This window comes from Pseudomonas sp. LB3P81, assembly GCF_054897965.1.
The window spans coordinates 4988116-5000434 of sequence record NZ_JBUBVG010000001.1 but is presented as its reverse complement, the minus strand read 5'-3'; the positions used below and the strand labels follow the sequence as shown (position 1 = coordinate 5000434).

Below are 12319 nucleotides of genomic sequence, written 5' to 3'. Positions count from 1 at the left end.
GTCACAGCCACAAGTTGAATATCGCCCCCCCCTAAAAACAATGCTTGTTACGTCAAACCGGCGACATTCAAGGCATAGAATTCATGCAACTTGGCCTGCAGCAATTGTTTGTCGGGAAGTTGGACCTGGTATTCAGCGATCAGCGCTGGCGACAGGCTGCGGTTAAGGGCGTACTCGACCACTTCGTCATCCTTGCTGGCACAGAGAAGTACACCAATGGCAGGGTTTTCGTGGGCCTTGCGCTCACCACGATCCAGCGCCTCCAGATAGAAATTCAGCTTGCCCAGATACTCCGGTTCAAAACGACCGACCTTGAGCTCAATGGCCACCAGGCAGTTGAGCCCCCGGTGAAAGAACAACAGGTCCAGGGCGAAATCCCGGCCGCCAACTTGCAACGGGTATTGGGAGCCGACAAAGCAGAAATCACGGCCAAGCTCGATCAAGAATTCCTTGAGACGCCCCAGCAAGCCACGATGCAGGTCGGCTTCGCCATGGGCACCGGGCAGGTCGAGAAACTCGATCATGTAGGCGTCGCGGAATATCTCAAGTGCTGAGGGGTGGGTTTGTCTCAGCGCTGCGGAGGCTTTGACCGGTTGGGTCATGCTGCGCTCGAACAACGCAGCTTTAAACTGACGCTCCAGCTCGCGCTTTGACCACTTTTCATGAACCGCCATCCGCAGGTAGAACTCGCGCTCTTCCGGGTGTTTGCTTTGGCTGAGGACGATCATGTTATGGGTCCAGGGTAATTGTCTCACCAGCGGTGAGACAATTACGTCGTCCCGATAAGTCTCGTAGAACTGGCGCATGCGGAACAGATTTGGCCGGGTAAACCCACGCAACCCTGGCTGAGTTTGAGCCAGATGCTCAGCCAATTGACTGACGACGGAGTCCCCCCATTCCGCCAGTTCGATCTTGCGACTGATGTAACCACCCACCTGCCAATACAGCTCGATCAGACGTGTATTCACCGCCTGCATGGCCTGCTGCCTGGCGCCGTGAATCAGCGCAAGCACTTCATTGAAACGGTCGTCGGTTGTGTTGTCGGGAACGTGGGGAGCAGTCATGCCTGATTCCTTGAACATGAGTTAAAGCGTGAGCTTAAACCGTCAAGGAAGCTTGAAATGACCGGTGATACCCTTTGGGAAATGTCGTACAGAATCTCGGGAACGCTCTGGCAAAATCAGAGCGGTGGTGACCCGAAGGGCCTCTTCGTCGGAACGCCGCCCGGAGCAAGCCCGCTCCCACAGGGGATTCGGGGTGATCACACTATTTGTGGTTGGCACCGCTCCACTGTGGGAGCGGCGGTGCGGCGTTCCGACTTGCTCGCGAAGGCGTCATCGGCCAACAACCGCATGTTGAGCCGCAACCCTGCCCCAGTGTTCTCCGCCCAAAGCCGCCCGCCCTGCCGCTGCACCGCATTCCTCGCAATGCTCAACCCCAATCCGAATCCGCCATTCCCGGGCCGCGCACCATCAAGTCGAGTGAACGGCGAGAAGATCCGTTCCAGATCCTCTTCAGCCACCCCGCCACCCTCATCTTCAATCCACAAATGCCAATAATCACCATCGCGTCGCCCACCCAGGTGCACAACGCCGCCCTTGGGCGAATGACGAATGGCATTGCGCAGAATGTTTTCCAGCGCCTGCGCCAGGGTATTGAGATTGCCGCGCACCCAGCAGGATGAATCCACCGCACACTGCAACTGGCCCACCGGGCAGCAGCTTTCATAGCAGGCGTTTTCCGTGAGCATTTCCCACAGCGCCTGAATCTGGATTGCTTCGTCGGGCAAGGGTGAGCGCTCGGTGTCGAGCCAGGCCAGTTGCAGCGTGTCTTCGACCAAGCGCTGCATGCCATCGACTTCGCGGCCAATGCGTTCGCGCAGTTGCGTCAGACTTTGCTCGCCCTCGCTGGCCACGCGCAAACGGCTCAATGGCGTGCGCAATTCATGGGACAGGTCACGCAGCAGCTGTTGTTGCAGGGCCACCGTGCTTTGCAGGCGTTCGGACATGTGATCGAACGCGCGGCCCAGCTCACCCAATTCATCGGAACGGTTGGTTGTGTGGCACGACAGCCGCACGCCCAGTTGGTCGGCACGCCAGGCATTGGCCTGCTCGCGCAGTTGATTGAGGGGAACCACCAGTAATCGATACAGCCCGACGCACAGCAGCAGGGTAAACAATCCAGGAATGACGCCATTGGTGATCACGCGCCAGAGCACCCGATAGCGCCCGGGCTTGAACCGCTGGGGCAGTTCGATCACCAGGCTGCCGGCGGACGGGTCGCCGGGAAACGGGATGCGCAGCCAGGGCAGTCGCTTTTTGTGGATCGGCCAGTCCAGGCCGCGCAGGAAAGTCAGGCGCTCGATTTCCCGGTCCGTCAATGGCTGATTGCTCAATGACTGTAAATCACTGCCAATGACGCCCGCCCAGCCCGTTTCACGTTGACGCATCACCTGCAGCCAGGCATCAACGCCCTCGCTCTGGCGCTGCTGCCAAGCCTGTTCGGCTTCGGCGGCATAGCGCGTCAGAGTGCCTCGGGCCTCGTTCGACAGAAACTGGTTGCGCTCTTCCATGTAGCGGCCCCAGGACCAACTCAGCCAGATCATCAGCAGACAGAACGCCACCAGCAGACAGGCGAGTTTCCAGAACAGCGAATGCCTGCCCGGCAGGTCAGACCATTTCATCGGCAGCACTCAAGACATAACCCTTGCCCCAGACCGTGCGCACTTCCCGCTCGGTGTAGCCGATGGCTTTGAGCTTGCGACGGATCTGGCTGATGTGCATGTCGAGGCTGCGGTCGTGGGCCGCGTAACCCCGCTGCAGCACATGCTGATAAAGGAAGGCTTTGCTCAGTACTTCATCGCCGTTGCGGTTGAGCGTGTCCAGCAACCGGTACTCGCTGCGGGTCAGACCGGCGGCGTGCGAGCCAAAGAACACCTCGAAGCGTTCATCGTCGAAATGCAGACTGTCCACCAGCAGGACAACCGGTTCGACTGCCGGCCGACGATCCAGCGCAACGCGCCGCAGGATCGCTTCGATGCGCACGCGCAGTTCCGCCATGCTGAAGGGCTTGGGCAAGTAGTCATCGGCGCCGAGGTGAAAACCGCTGATGCGATCCGCCTCGGCCCCCAGCGCCGACATCAGCACCACCGGGGTGGAGTGGCTCTGGCGCAACTGGGTCAGCACGTTAAGGCCGTTCATGCCCGGGAGCAGAATGTCCATCAGCACTACATCGAAGGCTTGTTCACGGGCAATCGCCAGGCCTTCCTGACCGTTCTGGCACCAGGTCACCTGGAAACCGCTGCGGCCCAGTTGCTCGTGAACATAGGCTCCGAGCACCAGATCGTCTTCGATGGAAAGGATGCGGGGATGGCCGACAGAAATGGGAGCCATAAGTATCTGCAAATAATTCTCAGTTGGCGATTATTCAAGATTGCCTCGCCGGGGGCAACCCAAGGTTTGCCCTCAACGCCAACGCATTGAACGGCCCGACGAATGACGTCATCAATTTTACGAAGATTGCCCGCATGCAAATCGCTACACTGCGCAAGTGGCGCGTGCCGGATGTACGCGCAGGTTCCTAAATGGCTGGATGCAGGAGAGAGGCGTGCTCAAGAAACTGGGAATTAAAGGCCGCGTGCTGTTGCTGACCTTGCTTCCGACCAGCCTGATGGCCCTGGTGCTGGGCGGCTATTTCACCTGGATGCAGCAATCCGACCTGCAGACCCAACTCATGCAGCGCGGCGAAATGATCGCCGAACAGCTCGCACCCCTCGTAGCCCCGGCCATGGGTCACAAGGACACCGAACTGCTGGAACGCATCGCCACCCAATCTCTGGAAACGGCCGACGTGCGCGCGGTGACCTTCCTCGCCCCGAACCGCACGCTACTCGCCCACGCCGGCCCGACCATGCTCAATCAGGCGCCATTGGGCAATGGCTCCCAGATGCTACGCCGCAGCGGCAACGATGCGACGCGTTACCTGCTGCCGGTGTTCGGCAAGCACCGCAATCTGGCCGGCGACCTGATTCCCGAAGAAACCGACCGCCTGCTGGGCTGGGTCGAGCTCGAACTGTCCCACAACGGCATGCTGCTGCGCGGTTATCGCAGCCTGTTCGCCAGCCTGTTGTTGATCGGCGCGGGCCTCGCCGGCGCGGCGCTGCTGGCGTTGCGCATGGGCCGAACCATCAACCGGCCGCTGAGCCTGATCAAGCAAGCGGTGGCGCAACTCAAGGACGGTCATCTGGAAACCCGCCTGCCGCCCCTCGGCAGTCAGGAACTGGATGAACTGGCGTCCGGCATCAACCGCATGGCCGGCACCCTGCAAAACGCCCAGGAAGAATTGCAGCACAGCATCGACCAAGCCACCGAAGACGTGCGCCAGAACCTGGAAACCATCGAAATCCAGAACATCGAGCTGGACCTTGCACGCAAAGAGGCGCTGGAAGCGAGCCGGATCAAATCCGAGTTCCTGGCCAACATGAGCCATGAAATTCGCACGCCGCTCAATGGCATTCTCGGTTTCACCCACCTGCTGCAAAAAAGCGAACTGACCCCGCGCCAGCTCGATTATCTGGGCACCATCGAGAAATCCGCCGACAGTCTGCTGGGGATTATCAACGAGATCCTCGACTTCTCGAAAATCGAGGCCGGCAAGCTGGTACTCGACCATATTCCGTTCAACCTGCGCGATCTGCTCCAGGACACCCTGACCATCCTCGCCCCCGCCGCCCACGCCAAACAGCTGGAGCTGGTGAGCCTGGTGTATCGCGACACGCCGTTGTCGCTGGTCGGCGATCCACTGCGACTCAAGCAGATCCTCACCAACCTGGTGAGCAACGCGATCAAGTTCACCCGCGAAGGCACCATCGTCGCCCGCGCCATGCTCGAAGAAGAACACGATGACAGCGTACAGCTGCGCATCAGCATTCAGGACACCGGCATCGGCCTGTCGAACGAGGACGTGCGGGCGCTGTTCCAGGCCTTTAGCCAGGCTGACAACTCACTGTCCCGGCAACCCGGTGGCACCGGTTTGGGACTGGTGATATCCAAGCGTTTGATCGAACAGATGGGCGGCGAGATCGGCGTCGACAGCACGCCGGGCGAAGGCTCGGAGTTCTGGATCAGCCTGAACCTGCCCAAAACCCGCGACGACGCTGAAGACCTGCCCGGTCCGCCGCTGCTCGGGCATCGCGTCGCCGTGCTGGAAAACCACGAACTGGCCCGTCAGGCGTTGCAGCATCAGCTGGAAGATTGCGGCCTGGAAGTGACACCGTTCAACACCCTGGAAAACCTGACCAATGGCGTGACCGGCGCGCACCAGACCGATCAGGCGATCGATCTCGCCGTGCTCGGCATCACCAGCAACGACATGCCGCCGGAACGCCTGAATCAGCACATCTGGGACCTCGAACACCTCGGCTGCAAAGTGCTGGTGTTGTGCCCGACCACCGAGCAGACGCTGTTTCACCTCTCGGTGCCCAACCCGCACAGCCAGCTCCAGGCCAAACCGGCCTGCACCCGCAAGCTGCGCCGGGCCTTGTCCGATCTGGTCAATCCGCGCCAGCAACGCAGCGACCCCGGCGAACCGGTGTCCAGCCGTGCGCCGAAGGTGCTCTGCGTCGACGATAACCCGGCCAATCTGCTGCTGGTGCAAACCCTGCTTGAAGACCTGGGCGCCAAGGTGCTCGCGGTGGAAAGCGGTTACGCCGCGGTCAAAGCGGTGCAGAGCGAGACCTTTGATCTGGTGCTGATGGACGTGCAGATGCCTGGCATGGACGGACGCCAGAGCACCGAAACCATTCGCCAGTGGGAAAGCGAACGGCATTGCACGCCCCTGCCGATCGTGGCCCTCACCGCCCACGCCATGGCCAACGAAAAACGCGCGCTGCTGCAAAGCGGCATGGACGATTACCTGACCAAGCCGATCAGCGAACGGCAACTGGCGCAGGTGGTGTTGAAGTGGACTGGCCTGGCGCTGCGCAATCAGGGGCCGGAGCGTTCCAGCGACAGCCATGGCGGCAGCCACGAGTTGCAGGTGCTGGATCACGAAGAAGGGTTGCGCCTGGCCGCTGGCAAGGCAGATCTGGCAGCGGACATGCTGGCGATGCTGCTGGCCTCCCTGGAAGCCGACCGCGAAGCGATACGCGTGGCCCGGGAAACCAACGACCACAATGCCTTGATCGAACGGGTGCATCGCCTGCATGGCGCGACCCGTTATTGCGGCGTGCCGCAACTGCGCGCGGCCTGCCAACGCAGCGAAACCCTGCTCAAGCAAGAAGATCCGAAAGCGCCCGGTGCGCTGGAAGACCTCGACCGCGCCATCAATCGCCTGGCGGCTCACGCCCGTATAAATGCGTGATGCGGCGCAATGGCGTTGATCACCATCAGCGCTAAGCTCACCGCAACCTCTGTAGGAGCGAGCTTGCTCGCGAAAAACGTCCATACAATGCGTTCATTCAGACAGCCCGCGTGATCGTTGACGTCCATCGCGAGCAAGCTCGCTCCTACAAAAACCGGGACAAGGAGGAAATCATGCGCACGATTCTTTTCAGCAGCCAGACCTACGACCGCGACAGCTTCCTGAGCGCCGACCTCCCCGCCGGCATCGACCTGCACTTTCAATCAGCACGACTGAGCCTCGATACCGCGGCGCTGGCGGAACATCACGAAGTCGTCTGCGCCTTCATCAATGATGACCTCAGCGCCCCGGTGCTCGAACGCCTCGCCACCGGTGGCACACGCCTGATCGCACTCCGATCGGCCGGTTACAACCATGTCGATCTCGCGGTGGCGAAGCGGCTGGGGTTGTCGGTCGTGCGGGTTCCGGCCTACTCGCCCCATGCAGTGGCCGAGCATGCGGTGGCGTTGATCCTGGCGCTCAACCGGCGCCTGCATCGCGCCTACAACCGCACCCGCGAAGGGGATTTCAGCCTCCACGGGTTGACGGGTTTTGACCTGGTGGGCAAGACCGTCGGTGTGGTCGGCACCGGGCAGATCGGCGCGACCTTCGCGAAAATCATGAACGGTTTCGGCTGTCAGCTACTGGCTTACGATCCCTTTCCCAATCCGCAAGTCGAAGCCCTCGGCGCGCGTTATCTGAGTTTGCCGCAGCTGCTGGCCGAGTCGCAGATCATCAGCCTGCATTGCCCGCTCAACGAACAGAGCAAACACCTCATCAACAGCGAGTCACTGGCGCACATGCAACCCGGCGCCATGCTGATCAACACCGGGCGTGGCGGTCTGGTGGACACGCCGGCGCTGATCGACGCGTTGAAGGATGGCCAACTGGGTTATCTGGGGCTGGACGTGTATGAGGAGGAAGCGCAGCTGTTCTTCGAGGACCGTTCCGATTTGCCGCTGCAGGACGATGTGCTGGCACGCCTGCTGACCTTCCCGAACGTGATCGTCACCGCACACCAGGCCTTCCTGACCCGTGAAGCCCTGGGCGCAATTGCCACGACAACGTTGCAGAACATTGCAGCCTGGGCGGCGGGCAATCTACAAAATCAGGTCGATGCCGGCTGAACCGGATCGAAGGTCATTTCCCCGCGCGGTGCAGCGTCGATGTCCGTGCTAGCATGCCGCGCATATTTGGAGGACCCATGGTCGAACACGATTTCCGCTATAGCCTGATGAACCCGCAACACACCCTCACCGAATGCCGCGCCCTGGTGCCGGGGCGTTATCAAGTCACCGGCAACGGCGGCTCGATTCGCAATAACGACGTGCTGGTTGTGACCCTCAAAGGTGCCAAGGACTTGTCCATGCGCCTGACCGTCGAAACGGTTCGCCACCTGATCAACCCACCCGGCCAATGGGTCGCGGTGGCCAGTGGCCCGGTGTTCGGCGAACTGGCGATCCACACCTGGAAAGTCAATTGCGACAGCTGCGCCAAAGAGCTGAGCTTCGAGTTCGCGGTTGACGCCAAACTGGGCAACAAGGCCGAAAAGCCTGCCGCTACTGCGCGGATTGCCGAGTTGGGCTGGAAGTCGGTCGGCGAGAAGCACCTGTGCCCGAAATGCCAGGAGCCTGCGTGATGAAACGCCTTGCTCTGACCGCGATGGTCGGCGCCAGCCTGCTGGGCTGCGCCGCCGAGCCGGTGCAATTGCAACAAAACCGCAGCTACATTCTGGAATGGATCGGCGAACGCCCGCTGATGGATTACAGCCATCTGACCGTCACCCTCGGTGAAGATGGCCGGGCTTATGGCAATGGCGGCTGTAACCATTGGTTCGCGCCGTACACGCTCGACGGTGACAAGCTGAGCTTCGGCAAGGTCGGCAGCACGCGCAAACTGTGCGCGCCGGCGCTCATGGAACAGGAAAAGCGCTTCCTCCAGGCCCTGGAAAACGTGCAGCGCTGGGATGTTTCGCCGATCGACCAGATGCGTTTCTGGCCGGCCGAAGGCAAACCGCTGCGTTGGTGGCTTGAAGAGGGTTGATAACCCTCTGCTGAATCCAGTGACTTACTGTGGCGAGGGAGCTTGCTCCCGCTGGGCTGCGAAGCAGCCCTAAACCCAGCTACCCCATTTAGTCAGGCACACCGAATACACCGGTTTTGCGATTGCTGCGCAATCGAGCGGGAGCAAGCTCCCTCGCCACAAAAGCCCCTGCGCAATCAGTTAGTCGCCTGCAACGCCTCAAGCTTCGCCATCACTCCCGCCGCCGTCTGCTCGCCCATCAGCTGATCGCGCACCTTGCCCTTGTTATCGATGATGTACGTCACCGGCAACGCCTCGCTGCGCGGCAATTCAAACAGCTCCGCCGGATCAGAAGCCAATACGGTGAACCTGATCCCCAGTTTCTCACTGGCGCTTTTCAGTTCTTCACCCTGCACATTGTCGAAGTTGACCCCGAACACACCGATCTTCTTGTCCTTCAACTGATCGGCCAGCCTGTTCAACTCCGGGATCTCGGTCCGGCAAGGGCCACACCATTCCGCCCAGTAGTTGAGCACCAGCCATTGATTGTCCAGACGTTCGGCACCGACTTTATGGCCGTCCTGATCGATACCATAGTCGTTGCCGCAGCCCCCCAGCATCAGCGCCCCGAAGATCGCCAATGCCGCTGCCAGTCGCCTTGTCATGTCGTGATCCTTGTTCAAAATTGAATGCGCCTGCGACCCATCGCCTCCCAAGGTTCTGGATTCCGCGCTGCACAGTTAGAATAGCCGCCACCTTACGCAAGATGCGACCCGCACATGACCGATCTGACGCTTTATCACAACCCGCGCTGCTCGAAATCCCGCGGTGCGCTCGAACTGCTCGAAGCCCGTGGCCTGACCCCGACCGTGGTCCGCTACCTCGAAACCCCGCTGGACGCCGCGCAACTGCAGAGCCTGCTGAAAAAGCTCGGCCTCAGCGCCCGGCAACTATTGCGCACCGGTGAGGACGAGTACAAAACCCTCAACCTCGCCGACGCCAGCCTGAGCGAGGCGCAATTGATCGCCGCCATCGCCGCGCACCCGAAACTGATGGAGCGGCCGATTCTCGAAGTCGGCGACAAAGCCATCATCGGCCGTCCGCCGGAGAACGTGCTGGAGTTGCTGCCGTGAGCGCGCCGTACATTTTGGTTTTGTATTACAGCCGCAGCGGCTCGACCAATGAAATGGCCCGGCAGATCGCCCGTGGTGTCGAGCAGTCCGGGATGGAAGCGCGCCTGCGCACCGTGCCGGCGATCTCCACCGAGTGCGAAGCGGTGTCGCCGGACATTCCGGACGAAGGCGCGCTGTACGCCAGCCTCGATGACCTGAAGAACTGCGCGGGCCTGGCCCTCGGCAGCCCGACACGCTTCGGCAACATGGCGGCACCGCTCAAGTACTTCCTCGACGGCACCAGCAACCTGTGGCTGACCGGCGCGCTCGTCGGTAAACCGGCCGGTGTATTCACCTCCACCGCGAGTCTGCACGGCGGTCAGGAAACCACGCTGTTGTCGATGATGCTGCCGTTGCTGCACCACGGCATGCTGATCACCGGCCTGCCGTACAGCGAATCCGCGTTGCTGGAAACCCGTGGCGGCGGCACGCCGTACGGTGCCAGTCATCACGCCGGCGCCGACGGCAAACTCGGTTTGAACGAACATGAAGTGGCGCTGTGCCGAGCCTTGGGTCTGCGCCTGGCGAAGACCGCGCAAAAGTTGGTGAACTGACATGGCCAAAAAGCCGAAGGTGCTGCCTTCCATTGAATGGCTCGAACCGCGGGTTCGGGCGATGCGCGTCATCAGTCTGCTGTGCTATTTCGGCCTGGTGGGATTGCTCTGCGCTTATTACCTGGTGGTTGCCGACCTGCATGGCGCGCGGCCGTGGGTGATTCTGCTGATCGAACTGGTTCCGCTACTGTTGTTGGCGCCGGGGATGATCATCGGCAGCGCGCGCGGGCATTCGTGGATGTGTTTTGTGGTGAACCTGTATTTCATCAAGGGCGCATTGGCGGCGTATGACCCGAACCGGCAGGTGTTTGGTTTGCTGGAGATGGGCGCGAGCCTGGCGGTGTTTTGCTCGGCGTTGCTGTATGTGCGGTGGCGGTTTCAGTTGAATCGCAAGTTGGCTGGGGAGGGAGAGATCTCCGCCGCCCGATAAGAAAAGATCGCAGCCTTCGGCAGCTCCTACATGGGATCGCGTAATCCTGTAGGAGCTGCCGAAGGCTGCGATCTTTTTTGCTTCAATGATTGACGGTGTATGCCAGCATCATCGAAATCTGGCTCATCGGCCGCCCGCCACTCTCTTCATGCCACTGGTTGAACACGCCCTGCACCGTCGCCAGATCCCGAAGACTGGTCGGCACCTTGTCGACGATCTTCTGCGCATTCAACGCCGCCACCACGTCATAGCTCGGTACAAACGTGTCCTTGCCGACCATCCGCAAAAATCGCGGTGCCGACAACCCGCCCAATTGATGGCCGCGTTTTTTCAGGCAGGTCCACAACCCGACAATATCGGTCACCGGCCAATCGGCGATGAACGCACCAAAGCTGCCCTGCTCATGCGCCACGTCCAGCACGAACTGCGCATTGCGTGGCACGCTCTTGAGCTTGCCCAGGTGGCGGATGATCCGCGCGTCCTGCATCAGGCGTTCAAGGTGTTCGGCGCTCATCAGCACGACTTTTTCCGGGTCGAACATGAAGAACACTTCTTCGAAGGCCGGCCACTTCGCGTCCACCAGGCTGTGCTTGAGCCCGGCGCGGAACACGCGCAGCGCCATAGTCGAGAGGTAGCGGTCATCGCTGATCTTGCGCAATTGCGCCGCGCTCTTGGGAACGGGCAGATGGGCTTCCAGCTCAGCCGCTGAACCGAAGCGGTTCAGACAGTATTCGTGCAGCCACTTGTAATCGCGCATGCCCTCTCCTGAGGTTAACGAAAAACCTGTGGGAGCGGGCTTGCTCGCGAAGGCGGTGTGTCAGCCAACATAAATGCTGAATGACACACCGCCTTCGCGAGCAAGCCCGCTCCCACACAATTTGTGTCAGAGGTTGACGACATTGACGAACCGCGAAGCTGCGGTTTCGTCGATCTTCAAACTGGTGAAGTCAAACAGATTACGGTCCGCCAGTTGCGACGGCTGCACATTCTGCAAGCTGCGGAAAATGCTTTCGGTGCGGCCCGGCGTCTTGCGCTCCCACTCCTGCAGCATCTCCTTGACCACCTGACGCTGCAGGTTCTCCTGAGAACCGCAGAGGTTGCACGGGATGATCGGGAATTGCTTGAGGTCCGAGTAGGCCTGAATGTCTTTTTCGTTGCAGTAGGCCAGCGGGCGGATCACCACGTTGCGGCCATCGTCGGCGCGCAACTTCGGCGGCATGGCCTTGAGCGAGCCGTTGAAGAACATGTTGAGGAAAAACGTCTCGACGATGTCGTCGCGGTGATGACCGAGGGCCATTTTGGTCGCACCGATTTCATCGGCGAAGGTGTAGAGCGTGCCACGACGCAGACGCGAACACAGCGAGCAGGTGGTCTTGCCTTCGGGGATCAGCTCCTTGACCACCGAGTAGGTGTCTTTCTCGACGATGTGGTACTCGACCCCCAGGGTTTTGAGGTAAGCCGGCAGCACGTCTTCAGGGAAACCCGGCTGCTTCTGGTCCATGTTCACGGCCACGATCTCGAATTTGATCGGCGCGACTTTCTGCAAATGCATCAGCACATCGAGCATGGTGTAGCTGTCCTTGCCACCGGACAGGCAGACCATGACCTTGTCGCCGTCTTCAATCATGTTGAAATCGGCAACAGCCTCACCGGCCTGTCGGCGAAGGCGCTTTTGCAGTTTGTTCTGGTTGACCGTGAGAGTGCCCATGACGCGAAATCCGTGAGGTGTGACGAAAGGCCGG

At 60.6% G+C, this 12319-nt stretch carries 13 protein-coding genes; 7 read left to right on the top strand and 6 right to left on the bottom strand.

Annotation, left to right across the window (positions count from 1 at the left end):
• Positions 1 to 47: 47 nt before the first annotated feature.
• The 3 genes from ACYZTL_RS23260 to ACYZTL_RS23250 all read right to left on the bottom strand — a co-directional run bounded on the left by ACYZTL_RS23260 (position 48) and on the right by ACYZTL_RS23250 (position 3392).
• A complete protein-coding gene (locus tag ACYZTL_RS23260) occupies positions 48 to 1064 on the bottom strand; it encodes a PDDEXK nuclease domain-containing protein (RefSeq protein ID WP_461953704.1) in 1017 nt (338 codons plus the stop codon).
• 197 nt (positions 1065 to 1261) lie between these two features.
• Positions 1262 to 2683 (bottom strand): histidine kinase sensor domain-containing protein, encoded by a 1422-nt coding sequence (locus ACYZTL_RS23255; RefSeq protein WP_461953703.1) that lies wholly within the window; start codon positions 2681 to 2683, stop codon positions 1262 to 1264.
• Positions 2670 to 3392 carry a response regulator transcription factor gene (locus ACYZTL_RS23250; RefSeq protein WP_461953702.1) on the bottom strand — a complete coding sequence of 241 codons (723 nt, stop codon included), beginning with the start codon at positions 3390 to 3392 and terminating at the stop codon, positions 2670 to 2672. The genes ACYZTL_RS23255 and ACYZTL_RS23250 overlap by 14 nt, the downstream gene beginning before the upstream one ends.
• Positions 3393 to 3606: 214 nt before the next feature.
• On the opposite strand from ACYZTL_RS23250, the gene ACYZTL_RS23245 reads away from it, so the two are divergent.
• The 4 genes from ACYZTL_RS23245 (at position 3607) to ACYZTL_RS23230 (ending at position 8442) form a co-directional block, all read left to right on the top strand.
• Entirely contained in the window at positions 3607 to 6360 is a 2754-nt protein-coding gene (locus ACYZTL_RS23245) for a response regulator (protein WP_461953701.1), read from the top strand.
• Positions 6361 to 6533: 173 nt separating this feature from the next.
• Positions 6534 to 7526 (top strand): 2-hydroxyacid dehydrogenase, encoded by a 993-nt coding sequence (locus ACYZTL_RS23240; protein ID WP_461953700.1) that lies wholly within the window; start codon positions 6534 to 6536, stop codon positions 7524 to 7526.
• A gap of 77 nt (positions 7527 to 7603) precedes the next feature.
• The gene (locus ACYZTL_RS23235; RefSeq protein ID WP_017340176.1) at positions 7604 to 8038 is read left to right on the top strand and encodes a hypothetical protein; all 435 of its coding nucleotides are present in this window, start codon (positions 7604 to 7606) and stop codon (positions 8036 to 8038) included.
• Positions 8038 to 8442: an META domain-containing protein gene (locus tag ACYZTL_RS23230; RefSeq protein ID WP_017340177.1), complete on the top strand. Its 405-nt coding sequence runs from the start codon at positions 8038 to 8040 to the stop codon at positions 8440 to 8442. The genes ACYZTL_RS23235 and ACYZTL_RS23230 overlap by 1 nt, the downstream gene beginning before the upstream one ends.
• A 176-nt stretch (positions 8443 to 8618) precedes the next feature.
• Here ACYZTL_RS23230 and ACYZTL_RS23225 read toward each other — a convergent pair whose 3' ends face one another.
• On the bottom strand, positions 8619 to 9086 hold the full coding sequence (locus tag ACYZTL_RS23225) for a TlpA disulfide reductase family protein (protein WP_461953699.1): 468 nt from the start codon (positions 9084 to 9086) through the stop codon (positions 8619 to 8621).
• Between the two features lie 114 nt (positions 9087 to 9200).
• On the opposite strand from ACYZTL_RS23225, the gene arsC reads away from it, so the two are divergent.
• Genes arsC through ACYZTL_RS23210 form a run of 3 tightly spaced genes read left to right on the top strand, consistent with a single transcriptional unit; the run spans position 9201 to position 10577 of the window.
• On the top strand, positions 9201 to 9554 hold the full coding sequence (arsC, locus tag ACYZTL_RS23220) for an arsenate reductase (glutaredoxin) (protein WP_461953698.1): 354 nt from the start codon (positions 9201 to 9203) through the stop codon (positions 9552 to 9554).
• A complete protein-coding gene (gene wrbA, locus ACYZTL_RS23215) occupies positions 9551 to 10147 on the top strand; it encodes an NAD(P)H:quinone oxidoreductase (protein WP_461953697.1) in 597 nt (198 codons plus the stop codon). The genes arsC and wrbA overlap by 4 nt, the downstream gene beginning before the upstream one ends.
• 1 nt (position 10148) lies before the next feature.
• Positions 10149 to 10577 carry a DUF2069 domain-containing protein gene (locus ACYZTL_RS23210; RefSeq protein WP_461953696.1) on the top strand — a complete coding sequence of 143 codons (429 nt, stop codon included), beginning with the start codon at positions 10149 to 10151 and terminating at the stop codon, positions 10575 to 10577.
• A gap of 82 nt (positions 10578 to 10659) precedes the next feature.
• Here the strand turns inward: ACYZTL_RS23210 and ACYZTL_RS23205 are convergent, their stop codons facing one another.
• Both ACYZTL_RS23205 and ttcA read right to left on the bottom strand, forming a co-directional pair.
• On the bottom strand, positions 10660 to 11334 hold the full coding sequence (locus tag ACYZTL_RS23205; protein WP_461953695.1) for a DNA-3-methyladenine glycosylase I: 675 nt from the start codon (positions 11332 to 11334) through the stop codon (positions 10660 to 10662).
• 126 nt (positions 11335 to 11460) lie between these two features.
• A complete protein-coding gene (ttcA, locus tag ACYZTL_RS23200; protein WP_461953694.1) occupies positions 11461 to 12285 on the bottom strand; it encodes a tRNA 2-thiocytidine(32) synthetase TtcA in 825 nt (274 codons plus the stop codon).
• Positions 12286 to 12319: the final 34 nt, after the last annotated feature.